This is a genomic window from Endozoicomonas sp. 8E (assembly GCF_032883915.1).
Classification (GTDB): domain Bacteria; phylum Pseudomonadota; class Gammaproteobacteria; order Pseudomonadales; family Endozoicomonadaceae; genus Endozoicomonas_A.
Map to the genome: position 1 here is coordinate 1,336,846 of NZ_CP120717.1, position 23,171 is coordinate 1,360,016.

Genomic DNA, 23,171 nt, shown 5'->3' on the forward strand with positions numbered 1-23,171 from the left:
CCTTTTTTGTTTGCCCAGCGAAGCGGGCAAACCCGTCAGGATGCCATCGTGGTAAATGCTGTCAGTGCGCTGGCATATCCGGCCATGCAGAACAGCTGGTTCAGTGAACAAAAGCTGTTTAACCCGGAAGAAGTGAAAACGAGCGTTCTCGCCCCTTGTTGTTAGGGGGCAGGAAATGCAGGAGCTGTGAGCCTCACCCTACCTGATTGTATGATTTGAAAAGCTCCCACTTAGGGCATGGTTATCCGTATCACTGTTCGGTGTAATTGATCAGGGCTTCATCGTTTATGTTGGTAGGTCAATGTTTTCCTGATCGAATAAGGAGATGGCGGCTATCAGCCACTCCGGGACCATTAATCAGCTCGCCCTTCGGTCAATAACACCCACAGTAAACTGCGTAAAACTGAAAAAGGAAGCTAAAGGTCTGTTAGTTCCATCTCAGTCTTGTCCAAAAAGACAGTGGTTTTTCGGGAATGTGTTCCAGGAAATCCAGACTGCTTGATACGGACTCCAGACTTGCCTGATTAACGAAAAACGCCTGACCCTATTGGACTCAGACTCCTGCAAATACATCACCGGCACAATGGATGAGTATTTTTCTGGTGAAGAGGTTGATCCTGCGGAAAGCTCTGTGGCACATGGCAATCAGGCCCATATAGCGATTCAGAAATTCTTGGCTATTCTCTCTCTGTACTTCGAATAATGAAATTGGCCAATGACGTTCCTTTAGTTTTCCAGAGCATAAAGTCAACAGAGATTGACTTGGTTTTCTATCAGACAAAGAGGGCGGAGTTGGTATTATTGACCAAGTTGTACAGAGAGACTTTAGTGCATTTTTACCGCTCATTGATGGCTTTAATAGCGTTTTTTCTTTCATTAATAACAACGGTAGTTGCGCAGTTATGCTATTCCTCAACTGTTATTGATCGGCATAATCCTGATGGGTACAAGGTTCGGATTGAAATCAATGATGATGCAGATCCGCAGGATGAGATTCAGTGGCAATTGATTTTGCTGCTTCCGGAAGGTTTCAATGACCGAAACAGCATTCTTTGCTTTAAGGCACCAGTGGCGCCAGCAGATTCGAACAGTATTGCAATATTAGTTACTAACGACTTGAGCAACTATTGCTATCAGCTATTGGTACTGACAGAGGGGCAAATACCCATCTTCCAGCATGTATTACAAGGTGTCTCAGAAAATGGCACACTTGTTCGTTTAAAATCCTCGACGGCAGACAGACCTGAGCTTACTTCTGTAAACACCGATCCGCTTCTGAATGACAGACCCCACGCTACCTCACTTATCCTTTTGGCCTATTCCGACAACATAACTGACAGTGGGCCGGAAACGCGGCAAACCCTGAATGACACACTGATATTGACAGGCAGCAAACTCGCTGGCATTGCTGATTTTCCCAGTGACGGGGGGGGTGGCTTTTTCTATTCGCAGCCACCTCCGCCCTGGGGCGGTGGCAGACCGTCGGGATTATTCGAAATAGACCTGCTTATCCTGAAACCCGTCATCACATGGTTAATGTCCATTGGCAAGGATTCTATCTCGTTTGACGAGCAGCCATCCCCGGCGCGCCTGAAAATCACACGCGTTAATGCCGATGGCTCTAACAGCGAAGCCGCTATACTCGTTGGCTGGCTTAACTTTCTCGATAGTCAACAACTGATCGATGTTGATTTCTGGAATAGCCTTCTCCAGCGTGCCGCCAATAACTGCCCTGCCAGCGAAAGTCTTCAGTGGCAGCTTGGCTGTTTCAAACTATTTCTTGAGCGTACTGTCTTGAAGACAAATCATACCGGTGGCCTGAAGGCAGGTAATGGAGATGGACAACCCTCTTATAGCGCACCCGGTGCAGGACCTAAGAACGAAAATAACGACCATCAAGAGGAGGAAAGAGAAGAACCTGGAGATCAGGAGAGCCAATCACCGGAAGAAGGTAGTGATGGCAGCGGAAATGAAAATAACAGAAAAGACGATGATGGTGAGGAGAGTGAAAAAAGTGCGACATCTCAAGACCTTCAGGGACTGGCGAACCAGCTTATAGCTATCGTTGAAAGCAGCGATCGCAATGCAGTTTTTAAGCTAAGGCAAATATTGGATGAGCTGGATAGGCCTCAACGTTTGCAGGTTTTGGAAACAAAGGGTACGAGCATCGGGGGGAATACTGTCACTCCTCTCGAGGCGGTACTGGAATTGCGGCGTTCTTGCAAAGAGAATTCATCGCGCAACCGTTTTATTGAGCAGCTGATAGAAGCCACGAGCGATATGAAACAGACTTTGAATGGCCTTGGCGTTCTGTCTTCACTACAACCGATCATTCCACTTGACGAAACACTGCTCGAAGCCGGTGAAAACAACCTGATGATTTTGCATAAGATTGTTCAGGATATCATCCATAGGGTCAATCAGCCTGATCAACAGCTACCTATAGGACAGTTTGAAAAATGTTGCTTTACTGAGTACTTCGTTCAGTTGTTTCTGCTCTATTCAAACCCCATTGAACTCATTCGTAATCTGTTAGGGAAAATATCAGATATCGCCACAAGTTACGATATTATGATTTATGCACAATCATTTACATTTTCCGCCTCTTTTCTGGATACCCTTATACGATTTGATCAGCACCCGTCATCCCATGAATTAATAAGCTTCTCAGAGAAACTGTACATGCAGTTGCAATCTTGCTCTTCAGCACAAGAGCCTGTGATCAGTAACAGTGATAATATTGCCAACGAAATAATTGCCAGCAATGCAAATACATTCACAGATCCCATCCAGCAGGTTGATAGCTGCCAGAGTACCTCTGGCTCTGTGGGCAGTTCCTCTAATCTAACAGCTGATAGATACTTACAGCAGGGAGCAAGGCCAAAACAGCCAGGGTTTGCTGATCAGCAACATGACTCTTCCCAAAAGAGAGCCAGCCTTGGACAACCTTCAGACCTCCCGACGATTACTCCGCGAAATGCAGTGAATGCTGACAATAGCTCCAACGATCATCGGTCTGAAAATTTGAAACGTGATTTGAAAAAGTTAGAAAATGTTGTAGGTAATTACCTCAGGCTTAGAAAAGAAATTGATCTGAAAAGAATCGCTAAGGAAAAAGAAGAACAAAAAAGACAACAGAGAGAAAGACAGCAGACTGAAAAGTTAACTATAGAGATTCAAAGGTTAACAATAGAAAATCAAGAATTAACTCAGGAGCTTCAAGGGGTAAGAGCAGAGAATCAGGAGTTGGCTCTAAGGAATCAAAACCTGACTACAGATGCTCAAAGGCTCTGGGAATGGGTGACTCATTCAGACACTGAAAACCAAAGCCTGAGGGAAAATATCGAAAAGTTGGAGGCTGAACTCGGGAAACAACAAGAATTAATAGACTTAATGATCCAGCAAGCCCTCCAACAGGTGGCAGCGGCCAGCCCGGCGGTGTCAGCCAGTGACCCGAAGAGTTCTGCTTCTTGCCAGCAGTCGAGCCTAGCTGATGTGAAGGCAAACCGGTCGGTTGAGGTGTTGCCGCTATCTCAACAAGAAACCATAAAGCCAGTGTGCGAACATTACCACAGGCGCTGCCTTGTGAAATTCAAGTGCTGTGGCCTTTATTTCCCCTGCCATAGATGTCATAACGCAAGCCCCCGCTGTCAAGCTGAAAATTGCAAGGCTTCTGACGCAACACACCTTCAATGTACAGTCTGTGAATATGAAGGTGAAATTACGGATGGCTCCCAGACATGTCCGGGATGCAACGAGCGGATGTCGGACTTTTTCTGTGCAAAGTGCAAACACTTCATCAGTGCAGAACTAAACCCGTACCATTGTGATAAATGCGGCATTTGTCGAGTATATGAGGAGAAAAACTATCACTGTGATGTTTGCAACATCTGCCTGAATAAAAAGTTGAAAGGCGATCACATATGCCGACCCGATTCAGGGCACGATGAATGCTGCATCTGTCTGGAAGACTCCTTCGGCGGCTGCCAGATACTGCCCTGCTCCCACAGAGTCCATACGGAATGCGTCGAGGCGATGATTAAAAACGGAGTGAGAAGCTGCCCAGTGTGCAGAGGGCCGCTCCGGTTAAGGTGAATACCGCATCTATGCGTCAACCTCGGTCTGAGACTGGATGCAGTGGCGGAGATACTAACTTCGCCAGGCTGTATTGTGGAGTAATGGCCTTACGTATGATTGCGGAAACGGTCTGTTGTGGAAAATCTTCGCTTCGGCTATAAGCTTCTATTCTCAGGTGTTTGAGGGTTTCCGGACGGGCGCTGTATAGCCAGGTTGAGGGCCAGAATGAAAGAGAGTCTCAACAATTGGCCTGTGAAATCAGGCAGTAGCTGAGTCTGGATGATTTTTAGCAAAATTGCCGTAAACCTTCGCCCAATCGAGGCTTTTGCGACAGCCTCGACAAGGCGGGGGGTTGTCACTGGTATTCGTAGATTAGGTATATGAAAAAATGAAGACGTTAAATTGTGCCGGAAAGTCTCTGACTTTTGACCGAACGCTGGTCATGGGAGTATTGAATATTACCCCGGACTCCTTTTATGAAAGCAGTCGTTATCAGAGTCTGGATCAGGTGCTGAGTAATGCTGAGCAAATGGTTCAGGGTGGTGTGGATATTCTGGATGTGGGTGGTGAGTCTACAAGGCCGGGGGCAAGCGGAGCCGTCACCTGTGAGGAGGAGCTGGAAAGAGTTGTCCCGGTTGTGGAAGTTTTGAAAAAGAACTTTGATCAGGTGATCTCTGTGGACACCAGTTCAGCTCTGGTTATCACTGAAGCCAGCAAAACCGGTGCCGGGATGATTAATGATGTACGTGCTCTGATGAGACCGGGAGCCCTGGAGGCAACAGCTGCCACTGATCTTCCTGTGGTGTTGATGCACTCACTGGTTGAACAGCCTGAACCAGGTTTTGAGCCTCATTACGACGATGTGGCTGGTGAAGTGAATCAATATCTGCTTGAGCGTGTCAGGGTTTGCGAAGCAGCAGGCATTGCCAGAGATCGACTGATTCTTGATCCGGGGTTCGGGGGCGGTATGTTCGGTAAAACACCTGCTTATGACTTGCAGTTACTCAAACATCTGGATCGTGTGCTTGCTCTTGACTTCCCGGTGTTGGCAGGAATGTCCAGAAAGTCATTCATTGGTGCTGTGTTGAATAAGCCTGCAGAACAGAGGTTAAGCGCAAGTCTGGCCGTTGCCACTCTGGCTGCCATGGCAGGGGCTCAAATTATTCGAGTTCATGATGTCGCTGAAACCGTTGATGCTGTTCGCATGGTGGATGCAGTCAGGAACGCCTGAGGTGTTTTTAATCGCCTGCTCTCGTGGGCAGGCATTGGCTCTGACTCTTTTTTCTATTTCTTCCTTTTTATGTAGCGTTTGCTCTGAGTGCAGGTATGGATAATTTTGTCATTTGTAAGACAATCATTTCTATTAAGTCTGTATGACAGTCATGTCATAATTCACAGCATATCTTCAGTATTTTTTGTTCTGCCACGCCATCATGGCGAGGCAGGATATCGCCTGTTTTCACCTGTCACTCCTTTTTGTCTCTTCATTTGAGAGTGCTGTCTGACAGCGGGTTCAGGCACCAGATTATTGCATAAGGGTTGGTTTATGGGTCGCAAATTTTTCGGCACCGATGGTATTCGTGGCAAGGTGGGTGAGTTTCCTATTACTCCGGATTTTGTTCTCAAGCTGGGCTGGGCTGCGGGTAAGGTTCTGGCAGCAGAGGGCGAGGGTAAAGTCGTTATTGGTAAGGATACCCGTATCTCCGGCTACATGTTTGAGTCTGCTCTGGAGGCCGGTCTGTCTGCGGCGGGTATTGACGTATGTTTGACCGGTCCTATGCCGACACCTGCTATCGCTTATCTGACTCGCACTTTTAATGGACAGGCCGGAATTGTAATCAGTGCCTCTCATAATCCTTTCTATGACAACGGTATCAAGTTCTTTACTGGAAATGGCAGCAAATTGCCAGACGATGTTGAAGCAAAAATTGAAGCTCTGATAGAAGGTGGTATTGAGGTCGTTGACTCTGGTGAGCTGGGTAAAGTGACCAGACTGGATGATGCTTCGGGTCGTTATATCGAATATTGCAAAGCCAGTACTGTCTACCCTCTCGACCTGCGCGGTATGAACATCGTGATTGATGCCGGTCATGGTGCTACCTATCAGGTGGGTCCTGCTGTTTTCAGGGAGCTGGGTGCCAATGTTCACGCCATCGGAATTAACCCGAACGGTTTGAATATCAATGAGGGTTGTGGTTCTACCCAACCTGACAATCTGGCTGAAATCGTCAAAGAACGTGAAGCTGATCTGGGAATTGCCTTTGATGGTGATGGTGATCGAGTCATCATGGTGGATGACAATGGTGAGATTGTTGATGGTGATGAGTTGCTGTTCGCTATAGCTCTGGATCGTCGTCAACATGGTGAGCTGAAGGGAGGGGTTGTCGGCACTCTGATGACAAACCTGGGAATGGAGAAAGCTCTGGAAGCTAACAATATTCCTTTCGCCCGAGCCAAAGTCGGTGATCGTTATGTCAATGAATTGCTGCTGGAGCATGATTGGCAGATTGGTGGTGAGTCCTCCGGTCATATCATCTGTAGAGATGTGTCCACCACCGGTGATGGTATTGTCTCTGCGCTGCAAGTTTTGAAGGCCGTAGTTCGTTCAGGTAAAAAACTGTCTGAGCTGCGTGGAGGAATGAGAAAGTACCCGCAGACCATGATTAATGTCCGGGTAAAAGAAAAAAAAGACACTGATAAACTACCGGGTATTGTTGCCGCTGTGCAACAGTCTGAAAATGAACTGGCAGGTCGTGGTCGTGTGCTCTTGAGGCCTTCCGGTACTGAGCCTGTTATCCGTGTCATGGTAGAGGGTGAGAATGCCGAGGAAGTTCGTGCCCACACTGAAAAACTGGCCATGGTGGTTGAGCGGGAAATGTCCTGATTCTCATTTCTATAGGCTGGCTGGATGATTTTCAGTCAGTCTATTGCTTTCGAAGTTTATTATTGATCTGTGACAGTTTTAAGCAATCTCTTGCTTCTCTGAATCGCTTACCTTGGGTAGGATAAAAAACCGGTGTGTCAAATCTGTATGGGTCAGTGTGCCTGGACTTGACTGCTGTTGCTCGAAAGAAAAATAAAAAATATTTTACAGGGAAAATATCATGCGTTTTGTCGCTGCCCTCTTTATGCTGATCTTGCCAGCACTCTCTTTTGCACAGAACTACTCCATTGGTACCGGTGGTCAAAGTGGTATTTATTATCCGCTCGGTGGTGCGTTGGCAAAAGTTTGGTCTGATAAGGTTGATGGGGTTAATGTAAAAGCAGAAGTTACTGCTGCTTCTGTTGAAAATACTATCAAGGTTGTTCGAGGCGATATGCTGGCTGGCATTGCCATGGGGAATGTTGTTCTCGATGCATACAGGGGTGAAGGCAAGTTTCCCGGTGAGATGCCGGTAAAGGTGCTGTTCGCCCTCTATCCAAATCTGGTTCACGCTCTGACCCTTCAAAGCTCGGACATCACCGAGCTGTCTGACCTTAAAGGCAAACGGGTTTCTTTAGGTGCACCGGGTTCCGGGACCGCTGTTACCTCTGCTGCGCTGTTGGAGAGCGTGGGTATTGATCCCAAAAAAGATATCCGTGCTGTTTACCTGAATTACTCTGAAACCACCAATGCTCTGGCTAATGGACAGGTTGATGCGGGCTTTATTGTCGGTGGTCAGGGAGTAGGCGCTGTAACCCAGGTCGCTCTGACTCACCAGATTCGTGTCCTGCCGGTCTCTGAAAAAGAGCGTGAGAAATTCATTGCTGAAAACCCTGCTTACAGCAGCTATACCATTCCGAGTGATGTATACAACGGCGTCGAGCCGGTTGATACCCTGAGTATCTGGAATGTCCTGGTCGTGCGAGCTGATATGTCTGACGACATGGCCTTCAGCCTGACTAAAGCAGCTTTTGAAAACATGGGTGATGTTCGCAAGGTGGTAAAAGTGGCTGAAGCCACTACCAAAGGCAATGCTACTCGCCTGTCCGGTGTGCCTTTGCATCCGGGTGCTGAAAAATACCTGAATTCCATCAATTGAGTTTTCGGGTGGCTGAATGAATAAAGTCGTGATCAAAGCGCTGGGCTATCTGGTTCTTGTCTGTGCAGTACTTCTGTCTATATTTCAGGTCTGGCAGGGGGTTACCTCGACGATTTCTGCCACCTATTTCAGGCCAGTTCATCTGGCCTGGGTCATGGTGCTGATATTTCTTCATTATCCTTTGCTGAAAAACGAAGAGAGTCGTTTTTTTGTACCAGTCAGGCTGTTTGACTTGATTCTGGCGTTAGCTACAGTGGTGGCGGGCTTTCGAATCATTAACTTTGACTACAACGATATTGACTATCTTCTGTATGGTCTTTCCGATTATGACCTTTTTGCCGGTGTCGTTTATGTGGTGCTGATGATGGAGGCCTGTCGTCGGGCAGTAGGCTGGGTGATGGTGTTTATAGCATTGTTGTTTCTGGCTTATAGCGGTTTTGGGGATATGCTGCCAGGAGCTCTGGCCACCAAGAGTTACAGTGTTCAGGAATGGGTGCAGTTTCAGATCTTTTCCAGTAATGGCGTGTTTGGTTCTGCGCTGGGTATTGCGGCCACTACTGTCTTTATCTTTGTTCTGTTTGGAGCTTTCCTCGAGGTAACGGGAGCGGGCAAATTCTTTATTGATCTTGCTTTTGCGATTGCCGGTAAATACCGGGGAGGGCCTGCCAAGGCTGCCGTTATTGCTTCCGCTGGTCTGGGTTCTATTTCCGGATCTGCCATTGCCAATACGGTGACCACTGGCTCTATCACCATACCGATGATGAAAAAACTGGGTTATAAGCCCGAACAGGCTGCAGGTATTGAAGCCGCTGCATCAACCGGTGGGCAAATAATGCCACCTATTATGGGGGCAGGTGCTTTTGTGATGGCGCAGTTTACCGGTGTACCCTACAGCGACATCATGATTGCCTCCATTGCGCCTGCACTGCTCTACTTCTTTTGTACACTGTTGTACGTCCATATCATGGCCTGCAAGCTGGAACTGCCGACGGTCAGTCGGGCTGAAGCGGTATGGAGTGTCATGAAGCAGGGGGCCCACTTCCTTCTTCCTCTGGCCTTGATTACTGCTCTGCTGATGATCGGATACTCACCTCTCCTGGTAGGGGTGGCCGGCTGTGCAGCTATTCTGGTGGCGGCGGCACTGAGAAGTCATAGTCGTATAGGTGTCAGAAAGATCATTGAGGGGCTTAAGTCGGGGGCGCTGCGGGCCTTGCCTATCTCTGTTGCCTGTGCAACGGCAGGAATTATTGTTGGCGTAGTAGGACAGACCGGTATTGGGTTGCAGTTTACGCAGTTCGTTATGGCGCTTTCCGGCGGGTATATGTTTACTGCGCTGATTCTCATCAGTCTTGTTGCCCTTGTGCTTGGAATGGGATTGCCTGTCACTGCTGCCTATATAGTACTGGCGGTAATGGCCGTGCCTTTGTTGGGTGATTTTGGATTACCTTTGTTGACGTCTCATCTGATTGTTTTCTGGTTGTCCCAGACTTCTAATGTAACGCCCCCTATTGCTCTGGCAGCGTTTGCGGGAGCGGGTGTTGCTAATGCCAGTCCAATTAAATCTTCCGTTGAGGCATTTAAGTTGGCAGCAGGCTTGTTCTTGATTCCCATTATGATGGCCTATACCGGCTTAATTAATACCGGGGGAGAGTTTGCCGGGCTGGTTATGGCAATTGCCCAGACTGTAGCCATCATTATTGCCATGGCAGTTACTGTCGAAGGTTATCTGATGAGAGGGTTAAGCCTGCTGGAGAGGGGGTTGGCCTTCGTCAGCCTGCCTGTTCTTCTGTTTAATCCGTCAGGTTTTGGCTATTTGGGCATCATACTCGTACTGGTGCTGTTATTTATGCAATGGCGAGGAAGAGCAGGCTCGGTAAGGCACTCCCAGGCGAGTTAAAAGGTGCAGGTCGGGTTTGCTTTCAATCGTCAGCTATGTGCTTGATTGGTTATGGCTTTATTGATTTTCATCTGGTGTAGGAAAATTGCCAGTGAAAGGTGTCAGCACGGTTGTATAATAACGACACTTGGGTTAGTATGCCGACCTCGCGAATGTTGAGGTGAGCAGTATGCGCCAGCCACTGGTTGCCGGTAATTGGAAAATGAATGGCTCTCTCGAAGAGAATCGTCAATTGCTGGGTAAACTTGTCTCCGGTCTTGATACTAAAGCTGAAGTATTGGTTTGTCCTCCTTCGGTTTATGCTCAAGGCATTTGCGAACTATTGGCTGGTAGTGCTATAAAGGTTGGCTTGCAGAATGTGTCTGACAAGGCATCTGGCGCTTATACTGGCGAGGTTTCGCCTCTAATGGTCAAGGATCTTGGTATTGAATACGTGATCATTGGTCATTCTGAGCGTCGCTCTCTGTTTGGAGAGGGTGATGAGGAAGTTTCTGCGAAATTCTGTGCTCTGGCTGATCAGGGTTTGGTGCCCATCCTGTGTGTGGGTGAAACTCTGCAAGAGCGAGAAGCTGGCAATACCATGAAGGTGGTGACAGCTCAGGTCGAAGCTGTGCTGCGGACTGCTGGTCCGGAGCGTTTGGCAAATTTTGTGATCGCTTATGAGCCCGTATGGGCTATTGGAACCGGGCTGACTGCAACACCGGAACAGGCGCAGGAAGTGCATGCTGTGATTCGCAGCTTGCTGGCAGAACATGATCAGGCTATGGCTGACAGAACCCGTATTCTGTACGGTGGTAGCATGAAAGCAGCTAACGCTGCAGACCTGATCGCTTTGCCGGATGTTGACGGTGGTCTTGTGGGGGGAGCCTCATTGGTTGCTGAAGAGTTTCAGGCGATCTGTCGCGCTGCAGGATAGTGATGGAAACCATAATTCTTATTGTTCATGTTCTTGCCTCTGCTGCCGTAGTCGGTCTGATTTTGTTGCAGCAGGGCAAGGGTGCGGAAGCCGGTGCCAGTTTTGGGTCCGGTGCGTCACAAACAGTGTTTGGTAGTCAGGGTACTGGCAACTTTATGAGTCGCACTACAGCGATTCTGGCAACGGTGTTTTTTGTGACCAGTTTTGCTCTGGCAATGGTGGCCAGACAAAAGGCAGACAGTATCGGTGATGCAGGTGTGCCAGCTGTAGTTATTGAAGAGTCCGTTCCGGCCGGTGATGCGCCGATCGCTCCGGGAGTAGCTTCAGAAATGAGCTCGGAAATGGGCTCAGAAAAGAGTGTCGAGAGCGATGCTCCTGTGATAGAATCACAACCCGTCGAAAGCGACGAGCAGAATAAAGAGCTGTCTCTGCCTCCAGTCCAGTGAGGGCTAGCTTTAAGCAGGATGTAGTGGTGGTGTTTGCCCAGGTGGTGGAATTGGTAGACACGCCGTCTTGAGGGGGCGGTGGCCTAACGGTCGTGCGGGTTCAAGTCCCGCCCTGGGCACCAAATTGCCATTAACTTTTTCAGTAAATGGAAGAAAAGAATTTGGTATAGTGTTGTAATGATCAAAAGACGTATCTACAGTTATGGCTTGTGATGCAGGTTCTTAGCTGGCAGTATACTGGAATAGGTTTGATGCGGGGTGGAGCAGCCTGGTAGCTCGTCGGGCTCATAACCCGAAGGTCGTCAGTTCGAATCTGGCCCCCGCTACCAAATAATTAAACCCCGTTATGGGGTTTTTTATTAGGTGCGTCAGAGTCTTTTGTAGGGCTTGAGGTATCAGTCTCGACAGGGCTCTGGGAGTTTGTTGAATTCATGTTCGATGGCGTGATTTTGACAGGCTCCTTAGTTGCGTCCAGCTGGAAAACTGGGTGCATAGAAGAGACAGGGCTTTTAAGCCCTTTTTTTGTTTTTGCAGACAGGTGTTTCCAACGTGGCAGGCAAGCAGTCGCAGCTGGAAGCATTGATTGGACCCGTGGTTGAATCCCTCGGCTATCAGCTTTGGGGGGTTGAGTTCAAATCCCAGGGTAAGCAGTCAATGCTTCGCATTTATATTGATTCCCTTGATAAAGAAAAGGGAATTCAACTGGATGACTGTGAGGTCGTCAGTCGTCAGGTCAGTGGGGTTCTCGATGTGGAAGATCCCATTACGGAAGAATATACCCTCGAGGTCTCATCGCCCGGAGTGGACAGGCAGCTGTTTTCGCTTGAGCACTATGTGGCTTGGGCGGGGGCAGAGGTCAATGTACGTTTGAGGGTGCCTTTTGAAGGGCGTCGCAAGTACAGGGGTATTGTAAAAGGGGTTGAAGATCAGGATGTGGTGTTAGTTGTCGATGATCACGAACTGCTTCTTCCCATTGAGAGCATTGACAAGGCTCAGGTGATACCGAGATTCGACTAACTTCAGACTCAAAACTGGTAATGACCAGGTAAAAGATTGAGTACAAGGTTCAGGCCGGGTTGTTAGCCGTTGTCTGCAATAAGAAAGTTGATTACAGGCAAGGGTCTTCCCGGTTAACGGCCAGGGAAGTGTTGGCAAAGGCATGGACTGGTTCAGCATAGGCGAGGCAGAGCATGAGTAAAGAAATTCTGTTGGTCGTTGAGTCCGTTTCCAACGAGAAGGGCGTTCCACCCGAAGTGATCTTCGAGGCTATGGAAATTGCTCTGGCGACCGCGACTAAAAAGCGTTACGAAACCGAAGTTGATATCCGGGTGGCGATTGACCGCAGCAGTGGTGAATACGATACCTTCCGTCGTTGGACTTTGGTTGCGGACGAAGATTTCGAGTTTCCGGGCATGCACTTTACCCTGGATGAGGGTAAGGAAAAGGACGAGTCACTGGAAATCGGTGATGTCTGGGAAGAGCAGGTTGAGTCTGTCGCATTTGGACGGATCGCAGCCCAGACTGCCAAACAGGTTATTGTTCAGAAGGTGCGCGAAGCTGAACGTGCTCAAATGGTTGAGCAGTATCGTGACAAGTTGGGCGATCTGATTAATGGAACCGTAAAGAAAACGACCCGCGACAGTATTATTGTTGATCTTGGCAACAATGCTGAAGCAGTCATGCGTAAGGATAACGTCCTGCCGCGCGAGAACTTTCGTATGGGAAGTCATGTAAGGGCACTGCTGAATGAAATTTCCACGGAAGGTCGCGGGCCGCAGCTGATGCTGTCCCGAACTGCGCCTGAAATGCTGGTTGAATTGTTCCGCATTGAAGTGCCAGAAATTGCTGAAGAGGTTTTGGAGATCAGGGCGGCTGCCCGTGATCCGGGCTCAAGGGCAAAGATTGCCGTTAAAACCAATGACGGCCGCATTGATCCGGTAGGTGCTTGCGTAGGTATGCGCGGCGCTCGTGTGCAGGCAGTATCCGGCGAGTTGGGTAATGAGCGTATCGACATTGTTCTGTTCGACGAAAACCCTGTCCAGTATGTGATTAATGCCATGCAGCCTGCAGAGGTTGCCTCGATCATCGTTGACGAAGATTCCGGAACCATGGATATCGCAGTTAGCGAAGATAATCTGGCCCAGGCCATTGGTCGCAGTGGTCAGAATGTTCGACTGGCCAGTGAGCTTACTGGCTGGAAATTGAACGTCATGACAGAAGCTGAAGCCGCTGCCAAACAGGAAAAGGAAGCGGACAAGTTTAAACAGAGTTTTATTGATCTGCTCGACATTGATGAAGAACTGGCGCAGCTGCTGGTCGACGAAGGATTCACCACCGTTGAAGAAATTGCCTATGTGCCACTGGAAGAGATGGTGGCAATTGAAGGCATGGATGAAGAAATCGTGGAAGAGCTTCGCACTCGTGCGAAAGACAAGCTGCTGACCCAGGCTATTGCTCGAGAAGAAAAGCTAGATGGCGCACAGCCAGCTGAAGACCTTCTGACTATGGATGGTATGGATGAGGAGCTGGCACTGGAGCTGGCCAGCCTGGGTGTCATTACTATGGAAGATCTGGCGGAGCAGTCCATTGACGACCTTCTCGAAATTGAAGGTATGGACGAGACGCGTGCGGGTGAATTGATTATGACGGCGCGTGCTCCCTGGTTCGAGGAAGCTGGTAACTGAGCGGGCCACTGAGAGGAGAAGTGTTAATGGCAGAAGTAACCGTAGAACAACTCGCGAAGGTGGTCGGCGCTCCGGTCGAAAGGTTGCTGCAGCAGATGCAGGATGCGGGCCTGAAGCAGACAAAGGCTTCGGAAGCTGTGTCAGATGCAGAAAAGAAGCAGTTGCTGGCTCACCTGAAAAGCATTCACGGTGATCATACAGGTACGGCTGAGCCGACCAAAATCACCCTCAAGCGCAAAACTGTCAGTCAGATGAAAGTATCTGGCGGTGGTGGCGCTGGTAAGAAAAAAGTTGTCAATGTAGAAGTTCGCAAGAAGCGCACCTACGTCAAAAACGAAAAAGCGGAAGAGCAGAAGCCGGAAGAAAAGCGGGGGCGTGGTGACTCACGCCGTGATGGTGAGCGTCCTCAGGGTCGTGATGGAGATCGTTCTCAGCGTCGTGACGGCGATCGTCCTCAGCAGCGTCGTGACGGAGATCGTCCAGCGCGCCGTGATGGTGATCGTCCAGCGCGCCGTGATGGTGATCGCCCACCGCGCCGTGATGGTGATCGTCCTCAGCAGCGTCGTGACGGTGACCGCCCACCACGTCGTGACGGAGATCGTCCGGCTCGTCGTGACGGTGATCGTCCGGCTCGTCGTGATGGTCCTTCTGCCCCTGGCTTTGATCCAGCAGCAGCGCCAATGCCGGCTCCGGAAGGCGATAAGCGTGGTCGTAACCGTAAAGCCAAAGATCGTCGTGATGAGCCTCGTGAAGAGCGCGGTCGTCGTGGTGAGAAGCGTGGCGGACGTAGCGCCGGTCGTAAAGATGATCGTCGTGGCGGCCGTAAGGCAACCCGAACTATCACACCTGAATCCATGGCCGCCCACGGCTTCACCAAGCCAACTGCCCCAGTGATACGTGAAGTCTCCATTCCCGAGACCATCACTGTTGCTGAACTGGCGCAAAAAATGGCTGTGAAGGCTGCTGACGTCATCAAGGCAATGTTCAAAATGGGCTCCATGGTGACCATCAACCAGGTGATCGACCAGGATACAGCATCCATTGTGGTTGAAGAGATGGGTCACACCTTCAAGCTCGCTAAGGCTGACAGCATTGAAGACTCCCTGACTGAAAGTCAGGAAGGTAGCGAAACCGAGTTTGAAGAGAGGCCCCGTGCACCGGTTGTGACGGTAATGGGTCACGTTGACCACGGTAAGACCTCTCTGCTGGACTACATCCGCAAAAGTCGTGTGCAAGCTGGCGAGGCCGGTGGTATTACTCAGCACATCGGTGCGTATCATGTGGATACACCACGCGGTATGGTGTCCTTTCTGGATACTCCCGGACACGCGGCCTTTACCGCCATGCGGGCTCGTGGTGCCAAGGCAACCGATATCGTCATTCTGGTGGTTGCAGCTGACGATGGTGTGATGCCTCAGACCGAAGAAGCGGTCCAGCACGCCAAGGCTGCTGGTGTTCCTGTGGTTGTTGCTGTGAACAAGATCGATAAGGAAGCTGCAGATCCTGATCGTGTGAAGAACGAACTGGCTGCGAGGGAAGTCATTCCTGAAGAGTGGGGTGGTGATACCCAGTTTATTCATGTATCGGCTCTGACTGGTCAGGGTATTGACGAGCTGCTGGAAGCGGTGCTTCTTCAGGCTGAAGTACTTGAGCTGTCTGCTGCTGACGAAGGTCCGGCTAAAGGCGTGGTGGTTGAGTCCCGTCTGGATAAAGGTCGTGGCCCTGTCGCTACGGTTCTGGTTCAGTCTGGTAACCTGCAGCAGGGTGACAACATTCTGGTAGGTCAGCAGTACGGTCGTGTTCGTGCGATGCTGGATGAAGACGGTAAGGCGATCAAGGATGCAGGTCCTTCCATCCCGGTTGAAATTCTGGGTCTGGATGGCACGCCTGATGCCGGTGATGAACTGATTATGGTTAAGGATGAGCGTAAGGCTCGTGAAATCGCATTGTTCCGTCAGGGTAAATATCGTGAAGTCAAACTGGCTCGTCAGCAGGCTTCCAAGCTGGAAAATATCTTCTCCAGCATGGGCTCTGAAGAGAAGAAAACTCTCAATATCGTTCTGAAAGCAGACGTACGAGGTTCTCTGGAAGCTCTTACGACTTCTCTGGAAGAGCAGGGTAACGACGAAGTACAGGTTAAGGTTATTTCTGGCGGCGTAGGCGGTATCACTGAAACCGACGCTAACCTGGCTCTGGCTTCCAACGCTGTTATTGTCGGCTTTAATGTTCGTGCTGATGCCTCTGCCCGCAGGGTAATTGAGGCAGAAGAACTGGATCTCCGCTACTACAGCGTCATCTATGACATCATCGAAGATGTTAAGAAGGCTCTGGGCGGTATGCTGGGCTCCGATACCCGTGAGCAGATCGTCGGTACTGCAGAAGTGCGTGACGTCTTCCGTTCTCCGAAGTTCGGTGCGGTGGCTGGCTGTATGGTTATTGAAGGTACTGTTTACCGCAACGACCGTATCCGTGTTCTGCGTGACAACGTGGTTATCTTTGAAGGCGAACTGGAATCCCTGCGTCGCTTCAAGGATGACGTGCAGGATGTGCGCGAAGGCATGGAGTGTGGTATCGCGGTTAAGTCCTACAACGACGTTAAGCCAGGCGATAAGATCGAAGTGTACAAGACTGTTGAGGTCAAGCGTACTCTTTAATCAGGCTGGCCGATCTCATTCGGTTGCCCGTCAAAGAAGCCCGCAGAAGTGACTGCGGGCTTTCTCATATCAGCAGGATTGAATTCCCAATGGCTAAAGAATACAGTCGAACCCAGCGGGTGGCGGACCAGATTCAGAAAGAATTGGCCCAGCTAATCCAGCTGGAGATGAAAGATCCCCGTCTGGGTATGGTCACTGTCAGTGCGGTAGAAGTTTCCCGCGACCTGGCCTTTGCCGATGTTTTTGTTTCTTTCCTGGGTGTAGACGACCGAGAGGGCGTCAGTAACCAGAAAAGCGCTGATGAGAGCCTTGAGGTGATGCAGAGTGCTGCCGGATTCCTGCGTAGCCAGCTGGCCCGTTCCATCAAGTTGCGTACCATTCCCCAGTTGCGTTTCCGTTATGACAACAGCCTGAGGCGTGGGGCGTATATGAGTGAGCTGATTGCAAAAGCTCGTTCTGGTGACAGTGATCATCAGGGTGAGTCTGAGGAGTAATGGATGTCTAAACGCAGACGTAGCCGTGGCCGCAGGGTGGATGGTATTGTTGTTGTGAATAAGCCCAAAGGTGCCAGTTCCAACGACGTTCTGCAGCGCGTCAAGCAGCTTTATGGTGCAGCCAAGGCTGGTCATACCGGGAGTCTTGACCCTCTGGCCACCGGTGTTTTGCCGATCTGTCTGGGTGAAGCGACCAAGTTTTCACAGTATCTGCTGGAGTCGGATAAGTCCTACAGAACGGAAATAAAGCTGGGTATCCAGACGGAAACTGGTGACCGTGAAGGTGGGATTGTCGAGCGGCGTCCTGTGAACATTACCCGCTCTGATATCGAGGCTGTCCTTGATCGTTTCCGTGGTGAGGTTGATCAGGTCCCCAGCATGTATTCAGCGTTGAAGTACAATGGTGAGCCCCTCTACAAGCTGGCTCGTCAGGGGATTGTTGTTGAGCGTCCGTCCCGTCGAATCACCATCTATCGTCTTGAACTGCTGGATTTTGAGGGTGATAGGTTAATCCTTGAAGTGGATTGCTCCAAGGGCACCTACATCCGTACACTGGCTGAGGATGTTGGTGCGGTTCTGGGTTGTCTAGGGCATGTTGCCGAACTGCACAGAATCAAAGCGGGCCCATATACTGAACACCAGTCTCACACTTTGGAAGAGCTTGAAGAGATTCGTGATGGGGGTGGTCACAGGGCTCTGGATGAGCTCTTATTACCATTGGATACTTCCGTGAGTGACTGGCCTCAAATTCGTCTGGGGGCAACCAGCAGCTATTACATCAGTCAAGGGCAGCCGGTTCAGGTGCCTCAGGCGCCAACCAGCGGGAATGTCCGTATCTATGGCCAGGAAGAGGTTGAAGGGCAGGAAGTTCTTCGATTCCTGGGGATTGGTGAGATTGATGAAGACGGTCGTGTCGCTCCCAGGCGGCTAATCAATTCTGGAAACTGAGACAGATTTTCTGTCTTTTCTGTGGTGATTTTAACAGACTGGCTTCCGGTTGGAAGTTGGTGTTAGAATGCGCCACTCGGTTGGCAGCAGATGCTGCTGATGTCTCAAGGCTGGCTGTAAATATGCACGGTCGTGCCTGATTGTGAATGCATATTAACTGGAGTATAAAACAATGGCTTTGACTGCCAAAAAGAAAGCGGAAATCATCAAGAAATTTGGTCGCACTGAAGGCGACAGCGGTAGCCCTGAAGTTCAGGTCGCTCTGCTGACTGCAAACATCGAAGGTCTGCAGGGTCACTTCAAGGCAAATCACAAGGATCACCACTCCCGTCGTGGTCTGATTCGCATGGTAAACCAGCGTCGCAGCATGCTGAACTACCTGAAGGATAAAGACGTTGAGCGTTACCGTTCCCTGATCGAGCGTCTGGGTCTGCGTCGCTGATAGCGCCTGTCACCTTATTGACCTGGATTCAGGAGTCTACTTTGGGTTGTGCTGTCATGTTCAACTCAGGGTTGAACAGAGATGCATTGAACAGTTTTGTGTCTGATAAATGTATTTCTGTGCAGTTAAAGCACCGCCGGCTTCCGTTGTGAGGCAGGCGGTGTTTTGCATTGTTGGTCATGACAATAGTTGGTCACAGGAAAAAAGAAAAATCAGCCTATTGTAAAAAGCCGCAAGGTATTGCTGATAAGCTGTGAAATCTTTATTGCAAATAAGTGTATAATGAAGTTCTGACTTTTCTTGTGGTTAAAAAAACCATAAAGACGCCATTGCTTTTACGGTTTTAAAGAGCGGGGTTACCCTCTCTCAAGTGCCTGGCTAGGTACTTATACCAATCGTGCTTTCTAACTCCCGTCATGAGCATGGAGATTTGAGCCTTAAGATAAGGCGGTTTGAGGAGTCATAGCCTAAGCTATGGCGACGATCGCCAGCACAGAATGAAGGTTCAAATCTTCACCGCAATAGGAAGTTAGAAAGTTCGATTGGTATTACATGTCAGCACTCTGGTCGTCAGTAGAGGGTGCAATTCCAAGTCTGCCTGGATAGGCAGGGTCTGAACGTTATCCAGAAGGTTTGGAATTGCATCTGTCACACCACTATGACCGGGTACTGTATTGGTTCATTCACACTCAATAGGAAAACGTTTTGAATCCGGTAATTAAAACATTTCAGTTCGGTGACCAGACCATCACTCTGGAGACCGGTCGTGTTGCTCGTCAGGCTTCAGGTGCTGTCCTGGCCAAAATGGGCGATATTGCTGTTCTGGCAACTGTAGTGGGTGCCAAGCAGGCGAACGAAGGTCAGGATTTCTTTCCGCTTTCTGTTCACTATCAGGAAAAAACATACGCTGCTGGTAAAATACCGGGTGGCTTCCTGAAGCGCGAATCCCGTCCAAGCGAAAAAGAAACTCTGACTTCCCGTTTGATCGATCGTCCTATCCGTCCTCTGTTCCCAAAAGGTTTCATGAATGAAGTACAGGTTGTCTGTACTGTCATGTCTACTGACAAAAAGAACGACCCGGACATTCTGGCCATGGTCGCTACCTCTGCAGCTCTGGCTGTATCTGGTATTCCTTTTGATGGCCCGATCGGTGCTGCGCGCGTTGGTTTCAATGAGGAGAAAGGTTATCTGCTGAACCCAAGCTATGAAGAACTAAAAACTTCTGAGCTGGACATGGTAGTAGCGGGTACCAACGACGCCGTTCTGATGGTTGAGTCTGAAGCCCAGGAACTGACAGAAGACGAAATGCTGGGAGCCGTTTTATTTGCGCATCAGGAATACCAGACTGTCATCCAGGCCGTTAAAGAGCTGGCTGCAGAAGCTGGCAAGCCGCGCTGGGAGTGGGAAGCGCCAGCTGAGAACACTGAGCTGAAAGAAAAAGTAGCGGCCTTCGAGGGCAAAATGCGTGAAGCTTATCAGATCACCATCAAGCAGGATCGTACTGCTGCCGTTAAATCACTGCGCCAGGAAGTGCTGGAAGCAATCGCTGGTGAAAACAGTGCTTTCGACGCTTCTGATGTTGAAAAAGCCTTCGGCAAGCTGGAGAAAAATGTTGTACGTGGCAACATCATCAGCGGTATGCCTCGTATAGATGGCCGTGATACCAGGACAGTTCGTAACATTGGTGTCGAGATTGGCGTTCTGCAGAAGACCCATGGTTCTTCCCTGTTCACCCGCGGTGAAACCCAGGCCATCGTTACCGCCACTCTCGGTACGACTCGAGACGCTCAGATCGTTGACAATCTGGAAGGTGAAGTCAAAGATCCATTCATGCTGCACTACAACTTTCCTTCTTACTCTGTAGGCGAGTGTGGTCGTATGGGAGCGCCTGGTCGTCGTGAAATTGGTCATGGTCGTCTGGCTCGTCGTGGTGTTCAGGCGGTTCTGCCTACTCAGGAAGAGTTCCCTTACACCATCCGTGTTGTTTCCGAGATCACGGAATCCAACGGTTCCAGCTCCATGGCTTCGGTTTGCGGTTCTTCCCTGGCTCTGATGGATGCAGGTGTGCCTCTTAAAGCGCCGGTAGCTGGTATCGCCATGGGTCTGGTTAAAGAGGGAGATCAGTTCGCTGTTCTGACCGACATTCTGGGTGATGAAGACCACCTGGGTGACATGGACTTTAAAGTAGCCGGTACTTCTGAAGGTATCACTGCCCTGCAGATGGATATCAAGATTGCCGGTATCACGGAAGAGATCATGGAGATTGCCCTGGAGCAGGCTATGCAGGCCCGCCTGCACATTCTGGGCGAGATGAACAAGGTCATCAGTACTGCTCGTAAGGAACTGAACCCGAACGCGCCTATGACCATGTCGCTGAAAATTGACCCGGACAAGATCCGTGACGTGATCGGTAAAGGGGGTTCTACTATTCGCAGCATCTGCGATAAAACGGGTGCGTCCGTTGATATCGACGACAGCGGTATGGTACAGATCTTTGCTGAGAACAGCGAGAAAGCCAAGGCTGCCTATGACATGGTCTACGGCATTACTGCCGAAGCCGAGATTGGTAAGATCTATACCGGTGAAGTGACTCGTATTCTTGACTTTGGTGCATTCGTCAGTGTTCTGCCCGGTAAAGACGGTCTTGTGCACATTTCTCAAATTGCCAATGAGCGTGTTGAGAATGTGACCGACTACTTGAAAGTTGGCCAGACTGTCGACGTTGTGGTGCTGGATATTGACTCCCGTGGTCGTATTAAACTGAGCATTAAAGAAGTTGAGCGTGCGAGAGAACAGCAGAGCTGATCTTAATTGCGTCACTTTCTAACAAAACAGGAGCCAGTGGCTCCTGTTTTGTTATCCTCTTCGTCACAAAGCTAAATCCTCGAACCCGCAAACTCAGAGCCAGATTTCATAAGAATCAGTTTTTATAAGTCATTTATATTCTATTTAGCATTGAAATAAAAACTATACTGTCGTCTTGTTGGGTGTTACGAACAGGCTTTTAATCGGGTTTTGATGTAACTATGGTCGAGGAGCTTAAGCATGAAACGAGTTTCAGGGGTTCTACCCGTGCTGATCTTATCCATCGCTGTGATGCACAGTGCAATTGCTTTTGCCGTTGACCAGCGCCAGGGAGGGCTCACGCAATCAGATTCAAAGCAATCAAAAAATGAAACGCTTCTTCCATCCGTTATGGGTCCGACATCTCCGTCGGGCGACTCAAAAGCTGAGAAAAGGGATTCTGTTGATACCTCGTCAGGTCAAATTGATATTGACAACAGCTCCAATGCGCTATTGCAGGACACACAGGATCCAGTGAATTATCAGAAAGCGATCATCGATCAGAACAACCTGATTCCTTTTGATGTCGATGAGGATAACTACACTGACGCTAAGAAAAAGCCGACGTACCTTTGGATAAGGGCAACTTATTTTGAAAGTCCCGACCCCTTGCCTAAAGGCGGTCCCCAACCAGCACTGTTTTCATTAAACACTGCCTATAACCCGGCTTTTCCCTACGGGGCTGCAGACCAATCCTGCTTGTCCCCACTGCCAGAACCGTTTGCCAAAAGCTGCAATGATCAGCAAGAGACCGGATTCTGTCGAGTCAAGTTCAAGCGGGACGACAGGGTCGATACCGTGGTTGGTATGCTGGCCAACACACCCGACAATTTCAGTGGGTGTCTTTTATCGAATCGAGGTGCAGATGGATTCCTAAGATCTTTGGGGGATACAAGTGTACTACCCAAAAACATTCTGGTCACTGACAAAGAATATTATCAGGTCAATGTTATTTATGGCGGTGTCTCCTACCGATTTCGGGAAGAGCCCAGGCTTCCGGTACCCTTTGCATCGACAGTGCTCTTGTCTGGAAGTCTGCATCATGAAACTTTGTGTAAAAGCGGTGCCAGCCCCGGAATCCAATGGTACAGCGATTACAGCGGTGGAGTTCGTGCAAGCGGTTATGGATGCGCAGGCCTGACACCTTATGCTGACTCACGCAGTGATATGCTCCATTTTATCCCAATACGAAAGAAGGCCCATCCAGTCAAGCAGTCTCCTGTTGTATGGCGAGCAATGGAACCGGAGGAAGATATCAGAGGAGCGATCAATTTTGAAGTCAATGAATACTTTTGCTCCCCCAGAAAGCCTTACAAAGAGTTTATCCTGGGCTCACTGGCAGGGCAGGGATCTAAAAAGTATTGTGGATATATAGGAACCAATGGAAAAACTGGCTACGTCGCTACCAATCAGGATGGCAGTATTGCTACTGATTACCTGAAACCTGTGATTGATGGTTATGTCGGCTGGCAGGATTTTGAGGGTGATCTGCCTGACAAGGCTATTATTGCCGGTTACAGCGTTGCAAGTTCTGGCAGAAGAATGGACAAGGTACCGGTATATTTTTGTCGTTTTAAGAATAACGGTTTCAAAACCTACGGCAAGTATTTTAAGAAGGGCAAAGTCTGTAAAACATCATTTGCAACGCCCTGCGGAGACTCCAACGCCCTGGTTACTTCAGATACCTTTAAAATTCTAGTCAGGAAGTGACGGGCAGAACCAGGAAGGCTGCAGACGGAATGTCAAT

At 49.5% G+C, this 23,171-nt stretch carries 16 protein-coding genes and 2 tRNA genes; all 18 read left to right on the forward strand.

Translation table 11 applies throughout. The features are described 5' to 3' along the window. Positions 1-520: 520 nt before the first annotated feature. The 18 genes from P6910_RS26695 to P6910_RS04835 all read left to right on the forward strand — a co-directional run bounded on the left by P6910_RS26695 (position 521) and on the right by P6910_RS04835 (position 23,134). Positions 521-703: a hypothetical protein gene (locus tag P6910_RS26695; protein WP_410493916.1), complete on the forward strand. Its 183-nt coding sequence runs from the start codon at positions 521-523 to the stop codon at positions 701-703. Between the two features lie 125 nt (positions 704-828). Further along, positions 829-4,095 carry a CHY zinc finger protein gene (locus tag P6910_RS04755; RefSeq protein ID WP_317145139.1) on the forward strand — a complete coding sequence of 1,089 codons (3,267 nt, stop codon included), beginning with the start codon at positions 829-831 and terminating at the stop codon, positions 4,093-4,095. Positions 4,096-4,465: 370 nt separating this feature from the next. Then, positions 4,466-5,308, forward strand: coding sequence for a dihydropteroate synthase (gene folP / locus P6910_RS04760; protein ID WP_317145140.1), 843 nt, complete (start codon positions 4,466-4,468; stop codon positions 5,306-5,308). A 315-nt stretch (positions 5,309-5,623) separates the two neighbouring features. Then, positions 5,624-6,961, forward strand: a complete 1,338-nt coding sequence (glmM, locus tag P6910_RS04765) for a phosphoglucosamine mutase (protein ID WP_317145141.1) — start codon at positions 5,624-5,626, stop codon at positions 6,959-6,961. A gap of 220 nt (positions 6,962-7,181) precedes the next feature. Further along, positions 7,182-8,099 carry a TAXI family TRAP transporter solute-binding subunit gene (locus tag P6910_RS04770; RefSeq protein ID WP_317145142.1) on the forward strand — a complete coding sequence of 306 codons (918 nt, stop codon included), beginning with the start codon at positions 7,182-7,184 and terminating at the stop codon, positions 8,097-8,099. Positions 8,100-8,115: 16 nt separating this feature from the next. Then, entirely contained in the window at positions 8,116-9,996 is a 1,881-nt protein-coding gene (locus tag P6910_RS04775) for a TRAP transporter fused permease subunit (RefSeq protein WP_317145143.1), read from the forward strand. A gap of 169 nt (positions 9,997-10,165) precedes the next feature. Further along, a complete protein-coding gene (tpiA, locus tag P6910_RS04780) occupies positions 10,166-10,912 on the forward strand; it encodes a triose-phosphate isomerase (RefSeq protein ID WP_317145144.1) in 747 nt (248 codons plus the stop codon). A 2-nt stretch (positions 10,913-10,914) separates the two neighbouring features. Then, positions 10,915-11,358, forward strand: coding sequence for a preprotein translocase subunit SecG (gene secG / locus P6910_RS04785; protein WP_317145145.1), 444 nt, complete (start codon positions 10,915-10,917; stop codon positions 11,356-11,358). A 35-nt stretch (positions 11,359-11,393) separates the two neighbouring features. Then, positions 11,394-11,480 (forward strand) — tRNA-Leu (locus P6910_RS04790). Positions 11,481-11,610: 130 nt separating this feature from the next. Continuing rightward, positions 11,611-11,687, forward strand: a tRNA-Met gene (locus P6910_RS04795). 220 nt (positions 11,688-11,907) lie between these two features. Further along, positions 11,908-12,375, forward strand: coding sequence for a ribosome maturation factor RimP (gene rimP, locus P6910_RS04800; protein WP_317145146.1), 468 nt, complete (start codon positions 11,908-11,910; stop codon positions 12,373-12,375). Positions 12,376-12,548: 173 nt separating this feature from the next. Then, positions 12,549-14,042: a transcription termination factor NusA gene (nusA, locus tag P6910_RS04805; RefSeq protein WP_317145147.1), complete on the forward strand. Its 1,494-nt coding sequence runs from the start codon at positions 12,549-12,551 to the stop codon at positions 14,040-14,042. Between the two features lie 26 nt (positions 14,043-14,068). Beyond that, on the forward strand, positions 14,069-16,696 hold the full coding sequence (infB, locus tag P6910_RS04810; protein WP_317145148.1) for a translation initiation factor IF-2: 2,628 nt from the start codon (positions 14,069-14,071) through the stop codon (positions 16,694-16,696). 89 nt (positions 16,697-16,785) lie between these two features. Then, positions 16,786-17,190, forward strand: a complete 405-nt coding sequence (gene rbfA, locus P6910_RS04815) for a 30S ribosome-binding factor RbfA (RefSeq protein WP_317145149.1) — start codon at positions 16,786-16,788, stop codon at positions 17,188-17,190. A gap of 3 nt (positions 17,191-17,193) precedes the next feature. Then, a complete protein-coding gene (gene truB, locus P6910_RS04820; protein WP_317145150.1) occupies positions 17,194-18,138 on the forward strand; it encodes a tRNA pseudouridine(55) synthase TruB in 945 nt (314 codons plus the stop codon). Between the two features lie 172 nt (positions 18,139-18,310). Continuing rightward, positions 18,311-18,580: a 30S ribosomal protein S15 gene (gene rpsO, locus P6910_RS04825; RefSeq protein ID WP_317145151.1), complete on the forward strand. Its 270-nt coding sequence runs from the start codon at positions 18,311-18,313 to the stop codon at positions 18,578-18,580. A 705-nt stretch (positions 18,581-19,285) separates the two neighbouring features. Continuing rightward, on the forward strand, positions 19,286-21,385 hold the full coding sequence (pnp, locus tag P6910_RS04830) for a polyribonucleotide nucleotidyltransferase (protein ID WP_317145152.1): 2,100 nt from the start codon (positions 19,286-19,288) through the stop codon (positions 21,383-21,385). 240 nt (positions 21,386-21,625) lie between these two features. Next, positions 21,626-23,134: a hypothetical protein gene (locus tag P6910_RS04835; RefSeq protein ID WP_317145153.1), complete on the forward strand. Its 1,509-nt coding sequence runs from the start codon at positions 21,626-21,628 to the stop codon at positions 23,132-23,134. The last annotated feature ends 37 nt before the right edge of the window (positions 23,135-23,171 follow it).

Excerpts from the sequence above, each read along its gene's own strand:
- rpsO (WP_317145151.1), top strand. The coding sequence starts at position 18,311 with ATGGCTTTGACTGCCAAAAAGAAAGCGGAAATCATCAAGAAATTTGGT.
- nusA (WP_317145147.1), top strand. The coding sequence starts at position 12,549 with ATGAGTAAAGAAATTCTGTTGGTCGTTGAGTCCGTTTCCAACGAGAAG.
- folP (WP_317145140.1), top strand. The coding sequence starts at position 4,466 with ATGAAGACGTTAAATTGTGCCGGAAAGTCTCTGACTTTTGACCGAACG.
- P6910_RS04770 (WP_317145142.1), top strand. The coding sequence starts at position 7,182 with ATGCGTTTTGTCGCTGCCCTCTTTATGCTGATCTTGCCAGCACTCTCT.
- rbfA (WP_317145149.1), top strand. The coding sequence starts at position 16,786 with ATGGCTAAAGAATACAGTCGAACCCAGCGGGTGGCGGACCAGATTCAG.
- infB (WP_317145148.1), top strand. The coding sequence starts at position 14,069 with ATGGCAGAAGTAACCGTAGAACAACTCGCGAAGGTGGTCGGCGCTCCG.
- P6910_RS04775 (WP_317145143.1), top strand. The coding sequence starts at position 8,116 with ATGAATAAAGTCGTGATCAAAGCGCTGGGCTATCTGGTTCTTGTCTGT.
- secG (WP_317145145.1), top strand. The coding sequence starts at position 10,915 with ATGGAAACCATAATTCTTATTGTTCATGTTCTTGCCTCTGCTGCCGTA.
- P6910_RS04835 (WP_317145153.1), top strand. The coding sequence starts at position 21,626 with ATGAAACGAGTTTCAGGGGTTCTACCCGTGCTGATCTTATCCATCGCT.
- truB (WP_317145150.1), top strand. The coding sequence starts at position 17,194 with ATGTCTAAACGCAGACGTAGCCGTGGCCGCAGGGTGGATGGTATTGTT.
- glmM (WP_317145141.1), top strand. The coding sequence starts at position 5,624 with ATGGGTCGCAAATTTTTCGGCACCGATGGTATTCGTGGCAAGGTGGGT.
- tpiA (WP_317145144.1), top strand. The coding sequence starts at position 10,166 with ATGCGCCAGCCACTGGTTGCCGGTAATTGGAAAATGAATGGCTCTCTC.